21 protein-coding genes, 1 tRNA gene and 1 pseudogene are annotated in these 22747 nt (G+C 65.8%); 13 read left to right on the top strand and 10 right to left on the bottom strand.

The window, feature by feature from the left end; genetic code table 11:
• Positions 1 to 34: 34 nt before the first annotated feature.
• The 4 genes from BV908_RS22905 to BV908_RS11820 all read right to left on the bottom strand — a co-directional run bounded on the left by BV908_RS22905 (position 35) and on the right by BV908_RS11820 (position 2592).
• A complete protein-coding gene (locus BV908_RS22905; RefSeq protein ID WP_255352815.1) occupies positions 35 to 163 on the bottom strand; it encodes a hypothetical protein in 129 nt (42 codons plus the stop codon).
• Positions 160 to 1122 carry an IS5 family transposase gene (locus BV908_RS11830; protein ID WP_103737652.1) on the bottom strand — a complete coding sequence of 321 codons (963 nt, stop codon included), beginning with the start codon at positions 1120 to 1122 and terminating at the stop codon, positions 160 to 162. The genes BV908_RS22905 and BV908_RS11830 overlap by 4 nt, the downstream gene beginning before the upstream one ends.
• Positions 1123 to 1201: 79 nt before the next feature.
• Positions 1202 to 2137 carry a GSU2403 family nucleotidyltransferase fold protein gene (locus tag BV908_RS11825; RefSeq protein WP_103738233.1) on the bottom strand — a complete coding sequence of 312 codons (936 nt, stop codon included), beginning with the start codon at positions 2135 to 2137 and terminating at the stop codon, positions 1202 to 1204.
• A gap of 53 nt (positions 2138 to 2190) precedes the next feature.
• Entirely contained in the window at positions 2191 to 2592 is a 402-nt protein-coding gene (locus BV908_RS11820; RefSeq protein ID WP_103738232.1) for a hypothetical protein, read from the bottom strand.
• A 215-nt stretch (positions 2593 to 2807) separates the two neighbouring features.
• On the opposite strand from BV908_RS11820, the gene trpB reads away from it, so the two are divergent.
• Both trpB and BV908_RS11810 read left to right on the top strand, forming a co-directional pair.
• Positions 2808 to 4016 carry a tryptophan synthase subunit beta gene (gene trpB / locus BV908_RS11815; protein WP_103738231.1) on the top strand — a complete coding sequence of 403 codons (1209 nt, stop codon included), beginning with the start codon at positions 2808 to 2810 and terminating at the stop codon, positions 4014 to 4016.
• 67 nt (positions 4017 to 4083) lie between these two features.
• Positions 4084 to 4422 carry a YggL family protein gene (locus BV908_RS11810; protein WP_011805244.1) on the top strand — a complete coding sequence of 113 codons (339 nt, stop codon included), beginning with the start codon at positions 4084 to 4086 and terminating at the stop codon, positions 4420 to 4422.
• Positions 4423 to 4707: 285 nt separating this feature from the next.
• Here the strand turns inward: BV908_RS11810 and BV908_RS11805 are convergent, their stop codons facing one another.
• Both BV908_RS11805 and BV908_RS11800 read right to left on the bottom strand, forming a co-directional pair.
• Complete coding sequence (locus BV908_RS11805) at positions 4708 to 5766, bottom strand: SMP-30/gluconolactonase/LRE family protein (RefSeq protein ID WP_103738230.1); 1059 nt, start codon at positions 5764 to 5766, stop codon at positions 4708 to 4710.
• Positions 5767 to 5815: 49 nt separating this feature from the next.
• Positions 5816 to 6832, bottom strand: a pseudogene (locus tag BV908_RS11800) (UxaA family hydrolase); the annotation flags it as partial.
• Here BV908_RS11800 and BV908_RS22630 point away from each other — a divergent pair.
• Genes BV908_RS22630 through BV908_RS11785 form a run of 3 tightly spaced genes read left to right on the top strand, consistent with a single transcriptional unit; the run spans position 6743 to position 8627 of the window.
• On the top strand, positions 6743 to 7087 hold the full coding sequence (locus BV908_RS22630; RefSeq protein WP_246867496.1) for a VOC family protein: 345 nt from the start codon (positions 6743 to 6745) through the stop codon (positions 7085 to 7087). The pseudogene BV908_RS11800 and the gene BV908_RS22630 overlap by 90 nt on opposite strands.
• Before the next feature lie 50 nt (positions 7088 to 7137).
• Entirely contained in the window at positions 7138 to 7890 is a 753-nt protein-coding gene (aat, locus tag BV908_RS11790) for a leucyl/phenylalanyl-tRNA--protein transferase (protein ID WP_041835987.1), read from the top strand.
• The gene (locus tag BV908_RS11785; protein WP_011805231.1) at positions 7887 to 8627 is read left to right on the top strand and encodes an arginyltransferase; all 741 of its coding nucleotides are present in this window, start codon (positions 7887 to 7889) and stop codon (positions 8625 to 8627) included. The genes aat and BV908_RS11785 overlap by 4 nt, the downstream gene beginning before the upstream one ends.
• Before the next feature lie 71 nt (positions 8628 to 8698).
• On the opposite strand, the gene BV908_RS11780 is transcribed toward BV908_RS11785, so the two are convergent.
• Both BV908_RS11780 and BV908_RS11775 read right to left on the bottom strand, forming a co-directional pair.
• Complete coding sequence (locus tag BV908_RS11780; RefSeq protein ID WP_011805230.1) at positions 8699 to 9112, bottom strand: DoxX family protein; 414 nt, start codon at positions 9110 to 9112, stop codon at positions 8699 to 8701.
• Positions 9113 to 9148: 36 nt separating this feature from the next.
• Positions 9149 to 9850 carry a pirin family protein gene (locus BV908_RS11775; protein WP_103738229.1) on the bottom strand — a complete coding sequence of 234 codons (702 nt, stop codon included), beginning with the start codon at positions 9848 to 9850 and terminating at the stop codon, positions 9149 to 9151.
• Between the two features lie 117 nt (positions 9851 to 9967).
• Here BV908_RS11775 and BV908_RS11770 point away from each other — a divergent pair, with 117 nt between their 5' ends.
• From BV908_RS11770 to BV908_RS11750, 5 genes are all read left to right on the top strand, one after another.
• A complete protein-coding gene (locus tag BV908_RS11770) occupies positions 9968 to 10906 on the top strand; it encodes a LysR family transcriptional regulator (RefSeq protein ID WP_103738228.1) in 939 nt (312 codons plus the stop codon).
• A gap of 96 nt (positions 10907 to 11002) precedes the next feature.
• A complete protein-coding gene (locus BV908_RS11765; protein WP_088886793.1) occupies positions 11003 to 12106 on the top strand; it encodes an FAD-dependent oxidoreductase in 1104 nt (367 codons plus the stop codon).
• On the top strand, positions 12103 to 13074 hold the full coding sequence (gluQRS, locus tag BV908_RS11760; protein WP_103738227.1) for a tRNA glutamyl-Q(34) synthetase GluQRS: 972 nt from the start codon (positions 12103 to 12105) through the stop codon (positions 13072 to 13074). The genes BV908_RS11765 and gluQRS overlap by 4 nt, the downstream gene beginning before the upstream one ends.
• The gene (gene trmB, locus BV908_RS11755; protein WP_210434019.1) at positions 13044 to 13826 is read left to right on the top strand and encodes a tRNA (guanosine(46)-N7)-methyltransferase TrmB; all 783 of its coding nucleotides are present in this window, start codon (positions 13044 to 13046) and stop codon (positions 13824 to 13826) included. The genes gluQRS and trmB overlap by 31 nt, the downstream gene beginning before the upstream one ends.
• A 20-nt stretch (positions 13827 to 13846) precedes the next feature.
• Entirely contained in the window at positions 13847 to 14851 is a 1005-nt protein-coding gene (locus BV908_RS11750; RefSeq protein ID WP_103738226.1) for a GGDEF domain-containing protein, read from the top strand.
• Between the two features lie 147 nt (positions 14852 to 14998).
• Here the strand turns inward: BV908_RS11750 and alaS are convergent, their stop codons facing one another.
• Positions 14999 to 17623: an alanine--tRNA ligase gene (gene alaS / locus BV908_RS11745; protein WP_047349548.1), complete on the bottom strand. Its 2625-nt coding sequence runs from the start codon at positions 17621 to 17623 to the stop codon at positions 14999 to 15001.
• A 144-nt stretch (positions 17624 to 17767) separates the two neighbouring features.
• Between alaS and BV908_RS11740 the strand changes: the two genes are divergently transcribed.
• The 3 genes from BV908_RS11740 (at position 17768) to BV908_RS11730 (ending at position 21591) form a co-directional block, all read left to right on the top strand.
• Complete coding sequence (locus tag BV908_RS11740; protein WP_103738225.1) at positions 17768 to 19258, top strand: NAD-dependent succinate-semialdehyde dehydrogenase; 1491 nt, start codon at positions 17768 to 17770, stop codon at positions 19256 to 19258.
• 167 nt (positions 19259 to 19425) lie between these two features.
• A tRNA-Gly gene (locus tag BV908_RS11735) sits at positions 19426 to 19499 on the top strand.
• 238 nt (positions 19500 to 19737) lie between these two features.
• Entirely contained in the window at positions 19738 to 21591 is a 1854-nt protein-coding gene (locus BV908_RS11730; protein ID WP_023436238.1) for an integrase arm-type DNA-binding domain-containing protein, read from the top strand.
• Between the two features lie 147 nt (positions 21592 to 21738).
• On the opposite strand, the gene BV908_RS11725 is transcribed toward BV908_RS11730, so the two are convergent.
• Positions 21739 to 22701 carry a helix-turn-helix domain-containing protein gene (locus BV908_RS11725; protein ID WP_103738224.1) on the bottom strand — a complete coding sequence of 321 codons (963 nt, stop codon included), beginning with the start codon at positions 22699 to 22701 and terminating at the stop codon, positions 21739 to 21741.
• Positions 22702 to 22747: the final 46 nt, after the last annotated feature.

Raw genomic sequence — 22747 nt, 5'->3', positions numbered from 1 at the left:
TAAGGATGCCCTGAATAACTCGAATGCGTAAGTGCTACAAGGTCACCGGTTTCAGATAGTGCGATGGATGGCGTTTAGCCTGGGTCTTCGCACCACTTTCCACGCCCTTGCGGGCCATCTGCACCGCCTTTGCGGCCATTTGCCTGATTTCAGGGGCACTCATCCCTGCGCCTCCAGCAATTGATGGCGCACCATCCAAAGATTGGACAGCGCAAACAGCGTCTTGAGCTGCAACGTGTTCTTCTTCAATCCCCGGTAGCGCACCTTGGTGTATCCAAACTGTCGTTTGATCACCCTGAAGGGATGCTCCACCTTGGCACGGATGCTCGCCTTGATCTTCTCCACTTGGTCTATCAGCGCGTCAACGGGGTTGTTCTCTTTGTCCAGCGCTCTGCGTTTGCCTGGGCGCATCGCGATGTGCCACCGCACTGCCTCCTTGGCATCCGGGCGCTTGTCGATACCTTGGTAGCCCGCATCACCAAACCCGTCTGTCTCCTGCCCGTGCAGCAAGCTGTTGCCCTCTACAACGTCGGCCACGTTACCCGAGGTGCCTATGACGGTATGCACGAGTCCCGAGTCCGCATCCACGCCGATATGGGCCTTCATGCCAAAGTGCCATTCGTTGCCCTTTTGGCTCGAATGCATCTCTGGATCGCGCTTTCTGTCCTTGTTCTTGGTAGAGCTAGGCGCTGCGATCAGTGTGGCATCGACCGCAGTGCCTGCCTTGAGCAGCAAGCCCTGGGCTGCCAGAAGCTCGTTGACAGTGGCCAGAATCTGCTCGGCCAGCTTGTGTTTCTCCAGCCGATGACGAAACCTCAGGATGGTGCTCTCGTCAGGCACCCTCCCATGGGCATCAAGACTTGCAAACTCCCGGTAGATCGGGGTGTCAAAGAAGGCCTCTTCCATCGCCAGATCTGACAGGGTGAACCACTGCTGCATGCAGTGGATGCGCAGCATGGTCTCCAGGGCAAAGGGTGGGCGGCCGTTCTTGCCTTCGGGGTAATAGGGCGCAATGAGTTCGACCAGAGCAGCCCAGGGAACCACCAAATCCATCTGGATCAGCAGTTCTTGCTTGCGGGTCTTTTTGGTGCTCAGGTTCAGGTCAAGGCTGCTTTGCTTCATGGGCGGGGAGGATGCCATGACTTCCTGGCTTCTAGCAGACTGCGTTCGGGGTTTTGCAGGATTTCCTTAAAAGCACCATTCAGGGCAGATATTCATCCATCAGTCTCTGAACCGCATCGGCCTGAAGTTCATCACGCCGCCGCTTCAGCGCCTCTCTGTCGCGCTGCGCCGCCAGCCAGCGTTTGAACGCCACAAACGTGGCCGGCGCCACGGTGGTCATGCGTGCCATGGTGCCGTTGGTGGCCACGATCACGGCAGAAAACTCTGGCGCGTCCAGCAGCACATTGGCGCGGCGGGCCTGGGCGACCCAGAAGTCGTCTTCGTCGTCGCTCAGCTTGATCGGGTGCGGATCGTCTTCCACGCGTTCGCGGCGGATGATGTCCACTTCGAAGCCTTCCTTGTTCACCGCGGTGTACTGCTGGCTTTTGCGGATGCGGAAGGTGCTGTCCACTTTCTTGAGCACCCCCAGCATGGAGCTGCCCACCCGCGCGAGCTGGGTGGCGAACTGGATGCGTTTGCGTGTGTCCCACAGCAGGTCAATGTCCCGCGTGGCGAGGGCATCGGCATCCAGGCGCACGCCGGCTGCGGCCTCATAGGCATACAGGGCGTGCGTGCCCACCACGCGAAAGTGCGGGCTGAGCTGCGTGTCGGCCAAGCGGGCGAGCAGGCTCACCACCAGCGGCTCCACGCGCCCCACGCGCAGTGCGCGGTTCAGGCGCCGGTGCTGGTCCAGCGCGGCTTTCAAGCCCGCCATGCGCTCCACGCTGTTCCGCTTGCGCTGCATGAACCGCTCGTAGATGGCCTGGTTCTCGGGGGTTTGGGGGCCCAGGCTGGTTTCCGCACCGGTGGGCGTGGTGCGCACGAGGTAGCGCGCCTCGGGCGCCGATGGCGGGCCCGCGTGCCAGTACATGCCGCCGCGTACTTGGGTGGCTTCCAGCTGCGCCTCTTCCCAGGCTTCGAAGGCGGCTATGGCGTCGATGTATTGGCGGGCAACGGCGGGGCTGATTTCTTGCATTTCGGCATTTTTTCCTTTTTCTAGTTTTTATACCGAAATTCTTTATAAAACAATCATCTAGATTGACATCGTCCAATCGATTTCCATTCCTCCACGCAATGCCGCGCGAGCGCCGTCACCCAGCAGGGCTCCTCCGGCACGAAGGCAATCCCGTACCGCGGGCTGACCAGAAACCCGGCGCGGTCGAATGCCCGGTCATCGCTCGATTGCACAAACGCGGCCAGGTCACGGAACGGCACGGCCACGGTGCCCAGGTGCAGCGCCTCCGCGCGGGCAGTCACCTCTTCCAGGCGGCCACTGTCCTGAAAGCGGTAGACCACGTCGCCATAGTCCAGCGCGGTCAGGCCGACGTTGTTGCGCGACTCGCTGCGTGGCTGGCCGTGGGCGCGGATGATGTCGCCGCGCGTGGCGGTGAGGGGCACGCCATTCACGCTTTGGTAGGGTTGCAGGTGCATGGTCGATTCTGTGGCGGCGCGGCGGCGCGCGGCAACCGGGGGCGTGTATCGAACCGTGAGGCGCAACGCGCGCGTATATTGCCCCGTGTTGCCGTTGGCGGGCCGTAAGCACCCCGCAATGGTTCAGCATGAAAATGCCGCCCAGCGCTCGTCTGAAAAGCGCGGGCAGCTATCAAAACCGTAGTTCTTTCACCCACCCTCCTCCTTTGACTGCGATGACAGCCTCCACCGACTTCGCCCCCATGCCCGATGCCGCCGGCTTCTTTGGCCCCTACGGCGGGCAGCTTGTGCCGCCGCACCTGAAAGCCGCCATGGACGACATCGCCGCGGCCTATGCCGAGATCACGCAGCGCAAGGACTTCCAGGACGAGCTGGCACAGCTGTTTGCCGATTACGTGGGCCGGCCCAGCCCGATCTTTCATGCCAAGCGCCTGTCGGGCCTGCTGGGCGGCGCGCAGATCCACCTCAAGCGCGAGGACCTGAACCACACCGGCGCGCACAAGATCAACCACTGTCTGGGCGAGGCGCTGCTGGCCAAGTTCATGGGCAAGAAGAAGGTGATCGCCGAGACGGGCGCCGGCCAGCACGGCGTGGCGCTGGCCACGGCCTGTGCGCTGGTGGGCATTCCGTGCGAGATCCACATGGGCCAGGTGGACATCGAGAAGGAGCACCCCAACGTCACCAAGATGCGCATCCTGGGCTGCAAGCTGGTGGCGGTGACGCGCGGCGCGGCCACGCTGAAGGAGGCGGTGGACAGCGCCTTCGAGGAGTACCTGACCAACCCCACCGACTACCTGTACGCCATCGGCTCGGTGGTGGGGCCGCACCCGTTCCCGATGATGGTCCGCGACTTCCAGAGCATCATCGGCCGCGAGGCGCGCGAGCAGTTCCAGGCCATACACGGCCGCCTGCCCGACTACGTGACCGCCTGCGTGGGCGGCGGCAGCAATGCCATGGGCATGTTCACCGCCTTCCTGGGCGATACCGACGTGAAGCTGGTGGGCGTGGAGCCCTCGGGCGAAGGCACCGACAAGCCCGGCCGGCACGCGGCCACGCTGAGCATGGGCCAGCCCGGTGAGATCCACGGCATGAAGTGCTATGTGCTGGAGGATGCGCCGGGCGTGCCCGCCGCCGTGCACAGCATTGCCTCGGGCCTGGACTACCCCGGCGTGGGCCCGCAGCACAGCTATCTGAAGGACATTGGCCGCGTGCAGTACGAAGCCGTGACCGACAAGGAATGCCTGGACGCGTTCATGCAGCTGTCGCGCGTGGAAGGGATCATCCCCGCGCTGGAGAGCGCCCATGCCGTGGCCTGGGCCATCCGCGTGGCGCCCACGCTGCCCCAGGACCAGCACATCCTGGTCAACCTGTCGGGCCGCGGCGACAAGGATGCGGATTACGTCGCCAAGGTGCTGGGGCTTTGACGGGCGGGCGCGGCGCGTGTTCTGCCATCATGCCGCCCTTGATTCACTGAACTGAGAGAACCTGACCATGGCACTGCCACCCAACAAGCAACGCAGCCGCCGCCTTCGCAAGAAGATGCGCGTGGCCGAGTTTCAGGAATTCGGCTTCGAGTACGAGCTGAAGGTCAAGCAGGAGCTGACGCCCGAGCAAGAGGAGGCGCTGATGGACCGCTTCGTGCGGGACCTGCTGGTGCCCCGCAATCTGGCGGCCGCCGGCTGGGTGCGCGAAGGCTTCGTGACGGCCTTCGTGCGCGGCTCCGCCACCGAGGACGACCGCCAAGCCACGCAGGCCTGGCTGGCTGCACAGCCCGAGGTGGCCGAGGCCACGGTGAGCGAGCTGAAGGACGCCTGGTACGTGCAAGACTGAGCCGCGCACCACAGGGTAGCCGCGCAGCGCTGGGCTGGCTTCAGCCAGAAGGTTTTAAGCCTTTTTGGCCTCTGGCCTTTGACCAGCAAGCGCCAGCAGCTATCAAAACAGAAGCGAAACAGCCGCCAACCCCCACGGGGGTGGCGGCTGTTGCCGTTGATGCGGTGCGTTCGTGCGAACGGGGCGGTTGGCTCAGCCTTCCGTGAGCCCTGCGGCCCTGATGACCTGGGCCTCATGGGGCGGCCCCTGCCCTGTGGCGGGCGCCCGCCACGGGGACCTTCGCACTCAGACAGCGCCGCGCGCCTCCACGTAAAGCGCGTAGATCGAATGGCTGCTGGCCATGAACAGGCGGTTGTTCTTGGCACCCCCAAAACACAGGTTGGCACAACGCTCAGGCAGCCGGATGTGGCCAATGGCTTTGCCTTCGGGGTTGAAGACCATCACGCCATCCAGGTCCGCCGGGTTGTCGCCCACGGCGCCGTTGCTGCCCCATCCGCACCAGAGGTTGCCGAACTCGTCGCACTTGATGCCGTCCAGGGCACCCGGGCCGCCCGCGTCGATGTGCAGACGCTTGCCGGACAGCCGCCCGCCCGGGCCCACGTCGTAGGCCCACACCACGCGATGCGGCTGGTGGCGGCCCTCGACGATGTAGAGCACCTTCTCATCGGGCGAAAAGCACAGGCCATTGGCACCCGCCAGGTCGCCCAGCACCTGGCTGACCTTTGCGCCGGCCGGGTCGATGCGGTAGACGCCGTGCGGCAGCTCTGGCGCGGCCTTTTCGCCCTCCCAATGACCGGCGATGCCGAACGGCGGGTCGGTGAACCAGACCGCGCCGTCCTTGCTGCAAATGATGTCGTTGGGTGAGTTGAAGCGCTTGCCGTTGTAGCCATCGGCCAGCACGGTGATGCTTCCGTCGTACTCGGTGCGCGTGATACGGCGCGTCAGGTGCTCGCAGGTCAGCAGCCGGCCCTGGCGGTCGCGCGCGAGGCCGTTGGAAAAGTTGGAGGGCTGGCGGAATACGCCCCACGCACCGGTGGCCTCATCCCAGCGCATGATGCGGTTGTTCGGAATGTCGGATACCAGCAGGTAGCGCCCGTCCCCGAACCACACGGGCCCTTCGGCCCAACGCATGCCGGTGGCAATCTGCTCCACGCTGCTGCTGTAGATGCGGTACTTGGCGAACTGCGGGTCCAGCACCTGCACCGATGGGTCGGGGTAACGCTGCTGGGGCTTGAATTCAAAACTCTGCGCCGTGGCAGCACCTGCGGCCGTGGCGGCCACAGCGCCGGCCAGGAAATGGCGCCGCGTGGCAACGCCGGGCGCCGCATTCTTCTCGTGAGGCATTTCGGGATCTCCGTTGTGGGTTGTGCCCGGGTTGGGTCGAACAAGCAGGTCAGGTCACCGGCGCCGGGTTGAACAGCACGAGCTGGTTGGCCAGCTTCCAGTGCTCGGCCCAGGTCTCTTTGCGGCCGCTGGCCACGTCGAGCATGAGGTGGAACAACTCCCAGCCCACGTCTTCAATGGTGGCCTGCCCGTCTGCGATGCGGCCGGCGTTCACATCCATCAGGTCGTGCCAACGCCGGGCCAAATCGCTGCGCGTGGCCACCTTGATCACCGGCACCTGCGCAAGCCCATAAGGCGTGCCGCGCCCCGTGGTGAACACGTGCAGGTTCATACCCGCCGCCAGTTGCAGCGTGCCGCAGATGAAGTCGCTGGCGGGGGTGGCCGCGTAGAGCAATCCTTTTTGCACCGCCTTTTCGCCCGGAGCCACTACGCCGGCGATGGGCGCGCTACCGCTCTTGACGATGGAGCCCATGGCCTTCTCGACGATGTTCGACAGCCCCCCCTTCTTGTTGCCCGGCGTGGTGTTGGCACTGCGGTCCACGCGGCCGCGTGCCAGGTAGGCGTCGTACCAGGCCATCTGGTCGATCAGGGCCTGCGCCACCTCGGGCGTGGCCGCGCGCGCGGTGAGCTGGTCGATGCCGTCACGCACCTCGGTCACCTCGCTGAACATCACCGTGGCGCCGGCGCGCACCAGCAAATCGGTGCAAAAGCCCACGGCCGGGTTGGCGGTCACGCCGCTGAAGGCATCGCTGCCGCCGCACTGCACGCCCACCACCAGTTCGCTGGCAGGCACCGTCTCGCGCCGACGTGCGTTCAGGCGCTTCAGGTGCTCGTCGGCCTGGCGCAGGATGGAGTCGACCATGGACATAAAGCCCACATGGGCTTCGTCCTGCAGACACACCACGTCCAGCGGTGCCTCCTGCAGGGTACGCTGGTCCACCAGAGCAATGGCGCCAGGCGGCATGAGGCGCTCGGGCTGCAGCTTCTCGCAGCCCAGGCTGACCACCATCACCTCGCCGCCGAAGTTGGGGTTGAGGCTGATGTTGCGCAGCCTGCGGATGGGTACCGCCGCCCCGCCGCCAATGGCCACCTCACGGGGCGGCACCACCTCGCCTTCCAGGCGAAAGACCGCGAGATGGTGGATGCCTTCCACCGCGCGGCGCTGGCGCATGGCGGGCGCGACAACGGCGCCCCGGGCGAGCGGTCCTACCACCCGGGCTACTACGCCGCCTTTGCGCTGGACCCGGACGGCAACAACATCGAGGCGGTATTCCATGGCGCACACCAGCGCAGCGCGTCCTCCGTCCTGATCACGTTCTGAGCACGCGGGCGGGCGACAATCGCGCTCCACGCGCGCCCTTGATTGCCTGCATGACCACATCGCTTCCCTGGCTGGAACCCGACGATCCTTTCCCACCCACCGACGGTGCCTGGGGCACGGACTCTCCCGCGCCCGGCCTGTTGGCCGCGGGCGGCACGCTGGGGGTGCCCCGCCTGGTGCAGGCCTATGCCCAGGGTGTCTTTCCGTGGTTCAGCACCGGCCAGCCCATCCTGTGGTGGAGCCCGGACCCGCGCATGGTGCTGCATGTGCAGGAATTCCGTCTGCACCGCTCGCTGCGCCGCGTGCTGCAGCGCTTTCGCGCCACGCCCGGTTGCGAGGTGCGCATCGACAGCGACTTTTCCGCCGTGATCCACGCCTGCGCCAACAAGCCGCGGGCCGGGCAGTCCGGCACCTGGATCGTGCCCTCCATGGTTGCCGCGTATGAGGCGCTGCATGCTGCTGGCCATGCCCATAGCGTGGAAACCTGGGTGAACGGGCAACTGGTGGGGGGGCTTTATTGCGTGGCGCTAGGACGGGCCGTGTTTGGCGAATCGATGTTCGCGCACGCGACCGATGCTTCCAAGATCGCCCTGGCGGCGCTGGTATGCCTGTGCCGGCGCGAGGGGGTCCGGTTGATCGACTGCCAGCAGAACACGGGCCATCTGGCCTCGCTGGGCGCCCGGGAGATGGAACGTTCGCAGTTTCTGAATCACGTGGCGCGAGCGCGGCAAGACCCTGCCTGCACCTGGAAATTCGAGCCCGTATACTGGACCGAGCTTTTGCCCAACCCCTCAGCGGCGTGACCCAACTCAACGATCTTCCGCTGCAAAGCCTGCAGTTCTACGCCACGGCACCCTACCCGTGCAGCTACCTACCCGAGCGGCAGGCGCGCTCGCAGGTGGCGACGCCCAGTCACCTGATTCAGAACGATGTGTATTCGGGCCTCGTGGCGCGGGGCTTTCGGCGCAGCGGCATGTTCACCTATCGCCCCTACTGCGACGGCTGCCAGGCCTGCACCCCGCTGCGCGTAGTGGTTGATCCATTCAAGCCCGACCGCAGCCAGCGCCGTGCCTGGAAGCGCCACGCCGGCCTGCAGGCGCGGGTGCTGCGCCTGTGCTACCTGCCCGAGCATTACCAGCTATACCTGCGCTACCAGAACGCACGCCATGCCGGGGGCGGCATGGACCAGGACAGCATCGACCAGTACACGCAGTTCCTGCTGCAAAGCCGGGTCAATTCGCGGCTGGTGGAGTTCCGTGAGACCGGGGCCGACGGCCAGCCGGGGACACTGAAGATGGTGTCCATCCTGGACGTGCTGGAGGACGGCCTCTCCGCCGTCTACACCTTTTACGAGCCCGAGCCGGGCGCAAGCTACGGCACCTACAACGTGCTGTGGCAGGTACAGCAGGCGCGCACGCTGGGCCTGCCGTATGTCTACCTGGGTTACTGGATCGAGCAGAGCCCGAAGATGAACTACAAGGCGCGCTTCATGCCGCATGAGCTGCGCATCGACGGCCGTTGGCAGCGTTCCAAAAGTTGATGGGCCTTGCAGGTCATATCGACCTCCAAGGCCCATCCATCAAGCGCAAGCAGCTTCTTTTTCGATAGCAATCAGCGCCCGAACCGTGCGCCGTCCACGCTCCATGCCCCGGCACCGAAGGCGGCGAATGCCAGCAGGCCGCCCGTCACGGCAACGTTCTTGAAGAACAACAGCTGCTGCATCATCTGCTGGTCCGCCGGCAGAGCCCAGTAGGCGTGGAAGAAGAAACTGGCCGCCAGCGTGAACACGGCCAGCGCCAGCGCAGCGATGCGTGCACCGAATCCGAAGAGCAGTGCCAGGCCGCCCAGTAGTTCAATCAACAGACCGACGGCAACGGCCACGGTGGGCATGGGCATGCCCACGGACGTGGCGTAGCCCACGGTGCCGGCAAAGCCGCTGATCTTGCCGAACCCCGCAGGGATGAACAACAGGGCGATGAGGATGCGGCCCACCAGGGCCAGAGGGTTTTGCAGGGTAGCAAACATGGCGGAACTCCTAGGGTTGAAGTGGATGGGCAGACTTCACGCGGCGAGATCAAAAACCAGAACTTCGGCATCGCTTCCCCCGGACAGGGTCACGCTGCTTTCGTTATCCAGCAGGGCCGCGTCGCCCCCGCTCAGATGCTGTCCGTTGACCTGCAGCGTACCGCGGATCAGGTGAACGTAGGCTTTGCGCCCTGCGGCAATGGGCAGTTGCGCCGCCTCAGCACCGTCGAACAGGCCCGCGTACAGCGTGGCGTCGGCATGGATCGTGACCGAACCTTGCGCGCCGTCGGGCGAGGCCACGCGACGCAACTGGCCGCGCTTGTCGGCATCGGAAAAGCGCTTTTGATCATAGCTCGGCGCGATGCCGCGCACATTGGGCTCGATCCAGATCTGCAGAAAGTGCGTCTGCTGGCCCTCGGCGTGGTTGAACTCGCTGTGCATCACGCCCGTGCCGGCGCTCATGCGCTGCACGTCGCCGGGCGGAATGCCTTTGACGTTGCCCATGCTGTCCTGGTGCGCCAGTTCGCCAGACAGCACGTAGCTGATGATCTCCATGTCGCGGTGGCCATGGGTGCCGAAGCCCGTGCCCGGCGCGATGCGGTCCTCGTTGATGACGCGCAGGTTGCCCCAGCCCATGTGGCGCGGGTCGTAGTAGCCCGCGAAAGAGAAGCTGTGGTACGAATTGAGCCAGCCGTGGTCTGCGTGGCCGCGATCTTGCGATTTGCGAAGGGTCAGCATGGGGTTGCTCCTGGAAATGCGTTGCGTTGGAGAGAACTGTAGGTCGCGCAGCGCCCTTGCAGGGACAGCGGGCTTGAAGGCATCATTCAAACTCATTGAACGAAGAGGCAGTCGATCATGCAAAACACCCGCGATGCCCTGACCCCTGAAAACTTGGCCATGCTGCAGAGCATTGCGGAGACGGGCAGCTTTGCCGCGGCGGCACGCCAGCTCGGCGTGGTGCCCAGCGCACTGACCTACCGTGTGCGCCAGATCGAGGATGCGCTGGACGTGCTGCTGTTCGACCGCAGCGCCCGCCACGCACGGCCCACCGATGCGGGCATGGAGCTGCTGCGCGAAGGCAAGCGCTTGCTGGAAGACGTGGACGCCATCGCCAACCGCGTGCGCCGCGTGGCCACGGGCTGGGAGCCGCAGCTCACGCTGTCGGTGGACGGCGTCATCTCGCCCACCACCATGCTGGAGCTGGTGGAGGCGTTCTACGCCCTCGGTCCACCCACGCGTGTGAAGTGGCGCGACGGCATCCTCGGCGGCACAGCCGAAGCGCTGACGTCGGGCCAAGCAGACCTGGCCATCGGCGTGGCCGTGGGTGCCTCCAACGTCGCCGGGCTGCAATCCGCCCCGCTGGGCGAGGTGCGCTTCATCTTCGTCGTGGCGCCCCATCACCCACTGGCCAAGGTGTCCGAGCCCATCAGCGACACCACGCTGCGCGAACACCGTGCGATCGCCGTGGCCGACTCGGCACGGCGCAGCAACGTGACCATGGGCATCCTCGCGGGGCAGGACGTCCTCACCGTGGACAACATGCGTGCCAAGATCCACGCACAGTTGCGCGGCCTGGGCGGGGGCTTTCTGCCCGAGCCCATGGTGCGTCCGTACCTCGAAGCCGGCCATCTGGTCGAGCGGCAGGTGGCGCGCCCCGCGCGCAACGTTCGTCTGAGCTACCAATGGGGTGGCCCCGGGCACGCTGCGCCAGGCCGCGCGCTGCAGTGGTGGCTGTCGCAACTGCAAAGTGACGCCACACGCCGTGCGCTGCTGGAAAACCACCACCAGTTCTGAATGCGTGGGCCGCGCGGCGCGTGTAGAGTCAACACTAGCGCTGCGCTAATTACCAGCACTGCACCAGCCCATTTCCGACGTCATCGAAGGCCTGCCATGACCCGCTTTTCCTCCCGCTCCAGCGATCGACTGAAACAAGGCCAGCAGGTCGCGCCCCTGGGCGCCGCGCGGCGCTTTGCCGTGGTGGGTGCCGGCATGGCCGGCGTGGCCTGCGCCCGCACACTGGCCCAGGCGGGCCACATGGTCACCGTCTTCGAGAAGGCGCCGCAGCCCGGCGGGCGCACGGCGGCGCTGGCGTCGCCCTTTGGCAGTTTTGATTCGGGCGCGCAGTACTTCACGGTACGCGACGCACGCTTTCAGCGGGCGCTGGACACCGTTTCCGGCCTGTGCCGCGCATGGAGTGCCACCACCATCCGCGTGCTGGACGCCGCCGGGCGCGTCGCCACCGCCGCGCCACCGCCCGGTGAAGCGCACTGGGTGGCGGCCCCCGCCATGGATGCGCTGGTCCAGGCCTGGGCGGCACCACTGGCGCGCGAAGGCCACCTGCACACGCGCACGGCCGTCACGCACATCGAGCGCGACGCCATGCGGCCCACGGCCTGGCAGCTGCGCACCGAGACGCTGGATGGGGGATCGCAGGTGTATGCGGGTTTCGATGGCGTGGTACTGGCCCAGCCCGCACCGCTGTCGCGGGCGCTGCTTCAGCAGTCCGGCGTTTCCACGCCGTGGGACGATGCCCTGGCCGGCGTGGACATCGCGCCCTGCTGGACCTTGATGCTGGCCTTTGCGCAGGCCGTGCGCCCCGGGCTGACCACGCTTGGCCCGCAGTGGAACGCTGCACGCAGTACGCACCACCGCATTGCCTGGCTGGCCCGTGAGTCCAGCAAGCCCGGCCGGACACAGATCGAGCGCTGGACGGTGCAGGCCAGTCCCGCCTGGTCGCTGGAGCACCTGAACGACGAGGCCCCCCGCGTGCAGGCCAAGCTCATCAAGGCGTTTGCCGAAGTCACCGGCATACGCGCCACGCCCACGCATGCCGAGATGCGGCGCTGGCGCCACGCGCAGACGCAAAAGCCCTTGGGCCAGAGCTTTCTGTGGGACGCCTCCCTGGGCCTGGGCGTTTGCGGGGATTGGTGCCTGGGGCACCGGCTGGAAGACGCTTTCGTCTCGGGCCTGGAGCTCGCGCTCACCGCTGCATGACGGCGACCGCGGGCTACGTCGGCCGCTTTGCCCCCTCCCCGACCGGCCCGCTGCACGCGGGCTCGCTCGTCGCCGCCCTGGCCAGCTGGCTGGACGCGCGCGCGGCCCTTGGAGGACGCGGCGGGCGCTGGCTGGTGCGCATCGAAGACGTGGACCCGCCGCGCTGCGTGCCCGGCGCCGACGAGCGCATTCTGGCGCAGCTGGGCCGCTGCGGCCTGCTGCCCGACGAGCAGCCGCTGTACCAATCCACCCGCGGCCCCCGCTACCAGCAAGCGCTGGATGGGCTGCTCCACGCCGGCCTGGCCTACCCATGCGCATGCACGCGCCGCGACATCGAAGCCGCCTTGCAGGCGCAGGGCCTGGTGCATGAACGCCATGTGGAACGCCCCTACCCTGGCACCTGCCGCCACGGCCTGGGTGGACGCACGCCGCGCGCCTGGCGCTTCCATACCCAGCGGTATCAATCAAAAATGCCTCCAGCGCCCATCCAGCAAGCGCAAACAGCTATTTATTCAATAGCAAATTCCGGCGTCTCCTGGACCGATCGACGCCTGGGCCCGCAGTTTCAGGATGTGGCGCGGCAAGTGGGCGACTTCGTGCTGCGGCGCGCAGATGGCCTGTGGGCCTACCAGCTTGCGGTCGTGGTCGACGACGCCGACCAGGGCGTCACCCATGTGGTACGCGGCGAAGACCTGGCCGACAACACGCCGCGCCAGATCCTGCTGCAGTCCGCATTGGGCGTGCCTACGCCGCAATACCTGCATACGCCCCTGGTACGTGCGGCGGATGGCGAGAAGCTCTCCAAACAACATGGCGCTCCCCCCATCGACGACAGCCAGCCGCTGCAGGCTTTGACAAATGCAGCCCAGGTACTGGGATTGCCGTCACCTACAGGCATAGCAGGCATCGCCGATGCGCTCGCATTCTGGGTCAAGGCATGGCCTGGAACCTACAATTCGCCGCTGTGACTCAAACGCTTTCTTCGCAAGACCCGCAGGCCCCCGCGGCCCCCCCCATGCCCGGTGCCGCAGGCAGCGTCCCGGCAGACGTCGCCCATCCCAAGGGCATCAAAAGCTATGTGCGCCGCGCCGGCCGCACCACCACCGGCCAGGCCAAGGCGCTGGAAGAGCTGGGCCCGCGCTACGTGCTGGACTATGCGCCCGCCCTGCTGGACGCCACTGCGGCCTTCGGCCGCAGCGCGCCGCTGGTGCTGGAGATTGGCTTCGGCATGGGCGAGGCCACGGCTCACATCGCGCGCGTGCGCCCGCAAGACAACTTTCTGTGCTGCGAGGTGCATGAGCCCGGCGTGGGCGCGCTGCTCAAGCGCATCGGCGAGCAGGACATCCACAACATCCGCATCCTGCAGCACGACGCCGTCGAGGTGCTGGAGCACATGCTGGCGCCCGGATCGCTCGACGGCGTGCATATCTTCTTTCCCGACCCCTGGCACAAGAAGCGCCACAACAAGCGCCGCCTGATCCAGCCGCCGCTGGTGGCGCAGCTGGCGGCACGCCTGAAGCCGGGGGGCTACATCCACTGTGCGACCGACTGGCAGCCGTATGCGGAGCAGATGCTGGAGGTGTTGTCGGCCGAACCCTTGCTGTCCAACACCGCCGAGGGCTATGCTCCGCAGCCGGACTATCGCCCCCTGACCAAGTTCGAGAACCGCGGCATGCGGCTCGGCCATGGAGTGTGGGACCTGGTGTTCACGCGCCGCTGAGCGTCTATTCCCGTTTCCCGATGAAGCCCATCCTCCAGAACCTGGCCGAAATGACCGCCCACCGGGACCACTTGCGCCTGGAGGTCTCGGTGCTGTCCACGCTGCTCAAGCTGGGCCATATCGTGCAGGTGCGGGCGCTGGAGCTGTTCACGCAGGACGAAGTCCTGATGCTGCGCCCGCGCAGCTGGAGCCACGAAGGGCAGTTAGTCTCCAGTGAGTACGACGCTGCTTCAGATCCCCAGCGCATTCCGCTGGCGCAAGAGCCTGAACTGGCCCACTGCATCGCCACCCAGGGCGAGAGCGCCGCGCGTGCCTCCGAGCAGCGCCACACGCTCTGGCTGCCCATGTGGCTGGGCGGGCGCCCCACGGCGTGCCTGGAAATCACCCAGTCCCGCCGCTTCACGCGGCACCAGCGCGACGTGATCATGGGCGTGTTTCTGGTCTACCAAAACTACCAGAGCCTGCTGGATTACAGCGAGCGGGACGCGCTCACCGGGCTGCTGAACCGCAAGACCTTCGAGGAGCAGTTCTCACGACAGACCGGCGCACCCGCCAGCCCAGGCGAGGGCGAAGACACCGTGCGCCAATGGCTGGCGGTGATCGACATCGACCATTTCAAGTCGGTCAATGACCGCTTTGGACACCTCTATGGCGATGAGGTGCTGATCCTGGTGGCCAACCGCCTGCGCACGCAGTTCCAGAGCCAGGACAGCATCTTCCGCTTCGGCGGGGAGGAGTTCGTGGTGCTGCTGCGTTCCCTCACGCTGGCGCAGGCGCGCCAGGCGCTGGAGCGGTTGCGCGCGGCCGTGCAGACGCATGTGTTCCCGCAGATCGGCCACATCACCGTGAGCATCGGCTTCGCGGCCACGCAACAGGGCTCGCCGGTGGAGATCCTGGGGCGTGCGGACCAAGCGCTCTACTATGCCAAGGAACATGGACGCAACCAGGTCTGCTTCTATGAAGATCTGGTCAACAGTGGCGCCTTGCAGATCAAGGTGGCGCACGACGAAGTGGAGCTGTTCTAGCCCATTTGCCGGCAGACGGCGCTGTGCCTGCCGTCTTTTGCCTAGCCCCCTGGGTCCGGTGCGACCGCGGCGCAGGCCACCACCGCCCACGCGGGTGCAACATGTCCGCAATTGCGCCCGGCCCCCGTCTGGGGGCCCAGGCCGTCGTCAAATGCGCTCGCCCACCCAGCCCTGCACGGCTGCCAGCGCCTGCGGCAGCGCCGCCGCGTTGGTGCCGCCGGCCATGGCCATGTCGGGTTTGCCGCCGCCTTTGCCACCCACCTGGGCCGCCACGAAGTTCACCAGATCCCCGGCCTTGACACGGCCGATGCTGTCGGCCGTCACGCCGGCCGCCAGCTGCACCTTGTCGCCATCGACGGCCGCCAGCACGATGGCCGCCGTCTTGAGCTTGTCCTTGAGCTTGTCCATGGTCTCGCGCAGGGTCTTGGCGTCCGCGCCTTCCAGCCGGGCCGCCAGCACCTTGATGCCCTTGACGTCCACGGCCTGGCCGGCCAGCTCGTCGCCCTGGCTGGAAGCCAGCTTGCCCTTGAGTGCAGCCAGTTCCTTCTCGAGCGTCTTGATTTGATCGAGCGCACCGCCAATGCGGGCGGTCAGCTCCGCAGGGGGCGCCTTCAGGGCGGCTGCAGCCTGGTCCACCGTGGACTCCAGCGACTGCAGGTAGGCCAGCGCGTTCTCGCCGGTCACCGCCTCGATGCGGCGCACGCCTGCGGCCACGCCGCCCTCAGCCACCACCTTGAACAGGCCGATGTCGCCCGTGCGGCGCACGTGCGTGCCGCCGCACAGCTCGCGGCTGGTGCCGATGTCCAGCACACGCACGGTCTCGCCGTACTTCTCGCCGAACAGCATCATGGCGCCCGTTTTCTGCGCGCTTTCGATGTCCATCAGGCGCGCGTTGGTGTCGGTATTGGCCAGCACCTCGGCATTCACCAGGCGTTCGATCTCGCGAATCTGCGCGGCCGTCAGCGGCGCGTTGTGCGCGAAGTCAAAGCGCGTGCGCTCGGCGTTCACCAGGCTGCCCTTTTGCTGCACATGGTCGCCCAGCACCTCGCGCAGCGCCTTGTGCATGAGGTGGGTGACCGAGTGGTTGCGCATGGTGGCCGCGCGCAGTTGCAGGTCCACCTGCGCCTGCACCGTGTCGCCCACATTCAGCGTGCCGGCTTCCAGGATGCCGTGGTGGCCGTAGACGTCGGCCTTGATTTTCTGCGTGTCGGCCACGGTGAAGCACGCCGAGCCAGCGCCGATGGTGCCTTGGTCGCCCACCTGGCCGCCGCTTTCGGCATAGAACGGCGTGCGGTCCAGCACCACCACGCCGCTCTGGCCCGCGTGCAGGGCTGCGGTGCTGGTGCCGTCCACGTACAGCGCGACGATCTTGGCACTTTCGGCCAGTTGCTCGTAACCCGTGAACTGGTTGGCCGCGCCGGTGTATTCCAGCGCGCGGTCCATCTTGAACTTGCCTGCGGCGCGGGCAGTGCTCTTCTGGTGCTCCATGGCGGTGGCAAAGCCCGCTTCGTCCACATTGACGCCCCGTTCGCGGCACACGTCGTTCGTCAGGTCCAGCGGGAAGCCATAGGTGTCGTGCAGCTTGAACGCCACGTCGCCCGGCAGCGTCTTGGCGCCGCCAGCCAAAGCGCTGTCCAGAATCTCCATGCCGTGCGCCAGGGTCTCGAAGAAGCGTTCCTCTTCCACCCGCAGCACGTCCGTGATGCGCGCCTGTTGCTCGCGGATCTTGGGGTAGGCATCGCCCATCTGCTGCACCAGGTCTTGCACCAGCTTGTGGAAGAACGGCGTCTTGCGACCCAGCTTGTAGCCGTGGCGAATGGCGCGGCGCACGATGCGGCGCTGCACGTAGCCGCGGCCCTCGTTGCTGGGGATGACACCGTCGGCGACCAGGAAGGCGGTGGCGCGGATGTGGTCGGCGATGACCTTGAGCGACGGGTTGGTCAGGTCGCTTGTGCCTGTTTCGCGCGCCGCGGCCTTGATCAGCGCGTCGAACAGGTCGATCTCGTAGTTGCTGTGCACGTGCTGCAGGATGGCGGCCAGGCGCTCCAGGCCCATGCCGGTGTCCACGCAGGGTGCGGGCAGCGGCTTGACGTTGCCTTGCTCGTCCATGTCGAACTGCATGAACACGTTGTTCCAGATTTCGATGAAGCGGTCGCCGTCCTCATCCGGGCTGCCGGGGGGGCCGCCGGCAATGTGCTCGCCGTGGTCGTAGAAGATCTCCGAGCACGGGCCGCAGGGGCCGGTGTCGGCCATCATCCAGAAGTTGTCGCTCTTGTAGCGGCCGCCCTTGTTGTCACCGATGCGGATCACCCGCTCGGGCGGCAGGCCGATTTCTTTGGTCCAGATGTCGTAGGCCTCGTCGTCCTCGGCGTAGACCGTGGCCAGCAAGCGCTCGGGAGGCAGCTTGTAGACCTCGGTCAGCAGCTCCCAGGCCCACTTGAGCGACTCGCGCTTGAAGTAGTCGCCAAAGCTCCAGTTGCCCAGCATCTCGAAGAACGTGTGGTGGCGCGCGGTGTAGCCCACGTTCTCCAGGTCGTTGTGCTTGCCGCCGGCGCGCAGGCAGGTCTGCACCGATGTGGCGCGCACATAGGGGCGCTTGTCCGTACCCAGGAACACATCCTTGAACTGCACCATGCCCGAGTTGGTGAACATCAGCGTGGGGTCGTTGCCCGGCACCAGCGGACTGGACGCCACCACGGTATGCCCCTTGGCGGCGAAGAAGTCCAGGAAGGTCTTGCGAATGTCTGCAACGGAGAAAGTGGGTGTGCTCATGGTGTGTATGGGGTTCGTGGGCGGGTATGGCAGCGCAAGGCATCCCGTCGTGACCAACCTGCCATTATAGATTTCACCCTTGCGCACGCACGGCGCTATCCTGCCCCTTTGCCCTGCCCGCCGCGGCCTTCCAGGAGCCACCCCATGGACATGAAGACATCACCCCTTTCCCTGCTCAAGGATCCGAGCCTGCTCAAGACCGACGCCCTGCTGGGAGGCCAGTGGTTCGCAGGCGGCGCACGCTTTGCCGTGCACGACCCGGCCACCGGCCTGAAGCTGGCCGATGTGGCCAACCTGGGGGCCAAGGAAGCCGAGCTGGCCATCGCCGCCGCCAACGAAGCATGGCCCGCATGGAAGGCCAAGACCGCCAAGGAGCGCAGCACCATCCTGCGCCAGTGGTTTGATCTGCTCATGCAGCACCAGGACGACCTGGGCCGGCTCATGACGGCAGAACAAGGCAAGCCACTGCCCGAGGCCAAGGGCGAGGTGGCCTATGGCGCAAGCTTCGTCGAGTGGTTTGCCGAGGAGGCCAAGCGCGTGAACGGCGAGACCCTGCCGCAGTTCGACAACAACCGCCGCCTTTTGGTGCTCAAGCAGCCCATCGGCGTGTGCGCGGCGATCACACCGTGGAACTTCCCCTTGGCGATGATCACGCGCAAGGTGGCGCCGGCGCTCGCGGCGGGCTGTCCGGTGGTCATCAAGCCGGCCGAGCTCACCCCCCTCACCGCCCTCGCCGCGGCCGAGCTGGCGTTGCGCGCGGGCATTCCCCCCGGCGTGCTGAGCGTGCTGACGGCCGATGCGGAGAACTCCATCGCCATCGGCAAGGTGCTGTGCGCAAGCGACGTCGTGCGCCACCTGTCGTTCACCGGCTCGACGGAGGTCGGGCGCATCCTCATGGCCCAGTGCGCGCCCACGGTGAAGAAGCTGAGCCTGGAGCTGGGCGGCAATGCGCCGTTCATCGTGTTCGACGATGCCGACCTCGATTCCGCCGTGGAAGGCGCCTTTGCCAGCAAATACCGCAATGCCGGGCAGACCTGCGTGTGCACCAACCGCTTCTATGTGCAGGCGGGGGTGTACGACGCCTTCGTCGCCAAGTTTGCCGCCCGCGTAAAAACCGCGAAGGTCGGCAATGGCTTCGAGGACGGCGTGAACCAGGGCCCGTTGATCGAACCCGCGGCGGTGGACAAGGTACAGCGCCACCTGAACGACGCCATCGCCAAGGGCGCCAGCGTCGTAACGGGCGGAAAGCACCTGGCGGAACTGGGCGCGGGCCAGTTCTTTGAGCCCACGGTGCTCGCCAACGCCACCGCTGGAATGCTGTGCGCGCGCGAGGAAACCTTCGGCCCGCTGGCGCCGGTCTTCAGGTTCGAGACCGAGCAGGAAGCCATCGCTGCCGCCAACGCCACCGAGTTTGGCTTGGCCAGCTACTTCTACAGCCGCGACGTGGGCCGCATCTTCCGAGTGGGCGAGGCGCTGGAATATGGCATGGTGGGTGTGAACGTCGGCATTCTCGCGACCGAGCATGTGCCCTTCGGCGGCGTCAAGCAGTCGGGCCTGGGGCGCGAGGGATCCCACTACGGCATGGACGACTATGTGGAGATCAAATACCTCTGCGTGGGCGATATCCAGAAGTAGAGAGCACTTTACTTCTTTTTTCGTAGCTGCCAGCGCTTGCTCCTATTGCCCGATGGTCAGAAATGCCCACGAACCCATGTGCTGGCAGGACAGGCTGGACGTCGGCCGTCGCAGAACGCACGGTTGCCCGGAAAGCACGCGGCAGTGCGCTAGAATCCACCGACTTTGCGGGCGTCGTTCAATGGTAGGACCTGAGCTTCCCAAGCTCAAGACGTGGGTTCGATTCCCATCGCCCGCTCCACTGCATCATTCTGCGGACTTCCGCAGAAGTCCAAGAGATTCTGCAAGTCGTTGCCACACAAAGACTTTTCCTCTCTTTGACGTTCTGCCGCGGTCCACTGCGATCCGCCTACAGCCGGGACTTTTAAGTCCACAAACAAGTCCATTTTTGCGGGCGCGGCTGATTCCGGATTGTTGATGGAGGGGCGAGGTCGACGTGACCAGCATCTGGTTCCTGACTCATGTTCAGGAGCAAGAGCATGGCACTCTCAGACCTGGCCGTTCGACAGGCCAAGGCAACTGGCAAGGCATACACCCTCCCTGACTTGGATGGCCTCTCCCTGGCCGTCACGGCTGCAGGGGGCAGGACTTGGCACTTCCGCTACTACTGGGCGGGCAAGCAGAAGCGGATGTCTCTCGGCACCTACCCGGAGGTGACGCTTCGCGAGGCCCGCAGCCTGCGCGACGAAGCGCGCGCCCTGCTGGCCAAAGGCACCAATCCTCGCGTTCACCGCAAGCAGAAGCGCACCGCTGTCCGGCTCGCCGACGAAAACACCTTCGAGGCGGTGTATCGCAAGTGGCTCAAGCATCGCGGGCTCAGCCTCAAGGAAGGCCGGCAGACGACCCTTTCGATACTTCCGCGCATCTTCGACAAGGATGTGCTGCCCGCCTTGGGCAAGCGGTCGGTCTATGAGATCAAGCGTCCCGACCTCTTGGAGGTGATCGCCAAGATCGAGAAGCGCAAGGCGCTCTCCGTCGCCGAGAAAGTCAGGACTTGGTTCAACCAACTGTTCCGCTACGCGCTGGTGATCGTGCCGGGCCTGGAGCAGAACCCTGCCTCCGATCTCGATGTGGTGGCGCTGCCGCTGCCACCCGTCAACCACAACCCGTTCCTGCGCATGGCCGAGCTGCCGAAGCTGTTGCAGCGGCTGCGCAGCTATCGCGGCAGGCGGCAGACCCAGCTCGGGCTGCGGCTATTGCTGCTGACCGGCGTGCGAACCGGCGAGCTGCGACAGGCGATGCCGGATCAATTCGATCTGGACCGTGGGTTGTGGATCATCCCGCCCGACGTCGTGAAGCAACTCCAGTTGGATATGCGCAAGAAGCGGCAGCAGCCGAAGGACATCCCGCCCTACATCGTGCCGCTGTCGATTCAGGCCATGGAGATCGTCCGGCACCTGCTGGATGAGTTCAAGCCGGCCCAGCGCTACCTGTTCCGGCACGACAGCGACTTGAAGAAGCGCATCAGCGAGAACACGCTCAATGGTGCCCTCAAGCGCATGGGCTATCAGGAACGCCTGACGGGGCACGGCATCCGCGGCACGATGTCCACTGCGCTCAACGAGGTCGGCTACCCGAAGGTCTGGGTGGATGCACAGCTCTCGCATGTCGATCCCAACAAGGTCAGCGCGACCTACAACCATGCCGAGTACGTGGAGCAGCGTCGCCGCATGATGCAGGACTGGGCCGATCGGCTCGACCTCTTCGAGCAGAACCAGGTCGAGGCAGCCAGCATGCCGCTCACCGTGCATCTGGAAGGCGTGCCCGCATTCCCGAGTGAGCAAACCGCAAGCGCACCCTCCACGCCGGTTGCCGCTTCGCCAATCCTGCTCGTGACGAAGCCGGGTGACGCCATGCCGTTGGTTTCTGCCGCCACACATCGGCTGCCGGCGGTTCCGCCCCCTCGATCGGCCGCGCCGCTGGTGCCCTCGGACATTCAGCGCGAGAGGATGGAGCTGTTCGATGTCTTCGAAGCGCCGCACAACCTTCCCGTCGCGGCGTTTGCCAAGATGGCGGGCAAGTCCCGCAGGTGGATCAGCTACGAGATCAAGGCGGGCAACTTGCTGGCGTTGAACGTGGGCAACCGCGGCCAGCGCGTGCCGGACTGGCACCTCGACCCACTCAGGCACGAGCTGATCCAGTCCGTCCTCAAGCTGACCAGGGGTGCGGACCCTTGGCAGCTCTACCATGCACTGCTGCAACCGCGCTCGATGCTGCGGGGGCGTTCGGCACTGGAGGGCGTGACGGCCGGCAATCTCGACAAGCTCGTCATGGCAGTGAGCACAGCCGTGAAGGAGAGCGAATGGACCTTGCCGCGAGTCGGGGTCGCCTAGTGCGTATTCCAGTTCATTGGACTAACCGGTCCAGCGATCTGAACAGGAAGATCGGTGATCATGATTAGCGGCGGCAGCCGGCCATCTGCAGACGTTCAGTACCGGCAGCATTCGGGCACTTCATTGAGCTGCACCACGCGGCGCCGATCAGGCACGTGCACGCAACTCCCTCACGCCGCGGCCCAGCTTGCGTCGCAACAGGTTGCGAAGGGTCACACCGTCGGAATAGCCGATCTGTGCGGCGATTTGGTCGACGCTCTCGCTGCCGGTTCGCAGCAGATGCACCGCACGCTCGACGCGCAGATCCTGGAAGTACGAGAGGGGTGTCTTGCCCAATACGCTTTGCACGCGCCGCGCCAAGGTGCGTTCACTGGCGCCCGCTGCGATGGCCGCATCGGCGAGAGAGAACCCGTGCGCGAGTTGCTGCCTGGCCCAGCCCTCAAAGCGCTCGACCACTGGGTCGGCATGGGCCAGGTGATCGGGGATCACGAACTCAGCTTGCGAGCCGCGGGCCTCTACCAGCAGGTATCGCGCCGCCAGAGCCGCCAGCGCTGGGCTACGGCTGCGCACGACGCTCAATGCCAGGTCGAGATGAGCCAAGGCGGCGCCGGCCGTGGTGAAGCCGGCCGAATTCACAAGCATGCGGGACTCGTCGAGCACCACGTGCGGATAGCGCTGCCGAAATATTGGCGCCAGCCACCACGAAGTTGTGGCGCGCTGGCCATCTAGCAGCGCGCTTTCCGCCAGCAAGAACGTGCCAGTGCAGGCGGCGCCAGCGGCCGCGCGGGCGCTTGACCATTGCTGCAACGCGACGACCGCGTCGGCCACGTCCGCATGCGCGAGACGCGCGGCGAGTGCGTCTGGCATCTTGGCGCCGAGTGCGGGCACCAGAACAACGTCAGGGTTTTGCACGCGGTGCACTGGCACGACCGGTACCGCCAGACCGTGCGCGGTGCGCACGCGACGCCGAACGCCGACCAACGTGACGTTGATGGGCGGCGGCGCCTGTGCGAGCGAGCCTGCCAGTTCATTGGCCGTGCTCAGCGTGTCCATGAGTGCAGCAAGACCCAGGTCGAACACGCCATCGAGAACAAGAAGGTGCAGATTCATGGCGGAAATGATATCAATGTTGTCATTCCTGCCACTCGCAAAAACT

Source organism: Diaphorobacter sp. LR2014-1, assembly GCF_002916785.1.
Lineage (GTDB): Bacteria > Pseudomonadota > Gammaproteobacteria > Burkholderiales > Burkholderiaceae_C > Diaphorobacter > Diaphorobacter nitroreducens.
The sequence above is the reverse complement of the archived record's forward strand: the minus strand, read 5'-3'. Positions and strand labels throughout refer to the sequence as shown.

Bases quoted from the DNA above. Each gene is read 5' to 3' on its own strand.
- BV908_RS22905 (WP_255352815.1), bottom strand. From the start codon at position 163: ATGAGTGCCCCTGAAATCAGGCAAATGGCCGCAAAGGCGGTGCAGATG.
- BV908_RS11830 (WP_103737652.1), bottom strand. From the start codon at position 1,122: ATGAAGCAAAGCAGCCTTGACCTGAACCTGAGCACCAAAAAGACCCGC.
- BV908_RS11825 (WP_103738233.1), bottom strand. From the start codon at position 2,137: ATGCAAGAAATCAGCCCCGCCGTTGCCCGCCAATACATCGACGCCATA.
- BV908_RS11820 (WP_103738232.1), bottom strand. From the start codon at position 2,592: ATGCACCTGCAACCCTACCAAAGCGTGAATGGCGTGCCCCTCACCGCC.
- trpB (WP_103738231.1), top strand. From the start codon at position 2,808: ATGACAGCCTCCACCGACTTCGCCCCCATGCCCGATGCCGCCGGCTTC.
- BV908_RS11810 (WP_011805244.1), top strand. From the start codon at position 4,084: ATGGCACTGCCACCCAACAAGCAACGCAGCCGCCGCCTTCGCAAGAAG.
- BV908_RS11805 (WP_103738230.1), bottom strand. From the start codon at position 5,766: ATGCCTCACGAGAAGAATGCGGCGCCCGGCGTTGCCACGCGGCGCCAT.
- aat (WP_041835987.1), top strand. From the start codon at position 7,138: ATGACCACATCGCTTCCCTGGCTGGAACCCGACGATCCTTTCCCACCC.
- BV908_RS11780 (WP_011805230.1), bottom strand. From the start codon at position 9,112: ATGTTTGCTACCCTGCAAAACCCTCTGGCCCTGGTGGGCCGCATCCTC.
- BV908_RS11775 (WP_103738229.1), bottom strand. From the start codon at position 9,850: ATGCTGACCCTTCGCAAATCGCAAGATCGCGGCCACGCAGACCACGGC.
- BV908_RS11770 (WP_103738228.1), top strand. From the start codon at position 9,968: ATGCAAAACACCCGCGATGCCCTGACCCCTGAAAACTTGGCCATGCTG.
- BV908_RS11765 (WP_088886793.1), top strand. From the start codon at position 11,003: ATGACCCGCTTTTCCTCCCGCTCCAGCGATCGACTGAAACAAGGCCAG.
- gluQRS (WP_103738227.1), top strand. From the start codon at position 12,103: ATGACGGCGACCGCGGGCTACGTCGGCCGCTTTGCCCCCTCCCCGACC.
- trmB (WP_210434019.1), top strand. From the start codon at position 13,044: ATGGCCTGGAACCTACAATTCGCCGCTGTGACTCAAACGCTTTCTTCG.
- BV908_RS11750 (WP_103738226.1), top strand. From the start codon at position 13,847: ATGAAGCCCATCCTCCAGAACCTGGCCGAAATGACCGCCCACCGGGAC.
- alaS (WP_047349548.1), bottom strand. From the start codon at position 17,623: ATGAGCACACCCACTTTCTCCGTTGCAGACATTCGCAAGACCTTCCTG.
- BV908_RS11740 (WP_103738225.1), top strand. From the start codon at position 17,768: ATGGACATGAAGACATCACCCCTTTCCCTGCTCAAGGATCCGAGCCTG.
- BV908_RS11730 (WP_023436238.1), top strand. From the start codon at position 19,738: ATGGCACTCTCAGACCTGGCCGTTCGACAGGCCAAGGCAACTGGCAAG.
- BV908_RS11725 (WP_103738224.1), bottom strand. From the start codon at position 22,701: ATGAATCTGCACCTTCTTGTTCTCGATGGCGTGTTCGACCTGGGTCTT.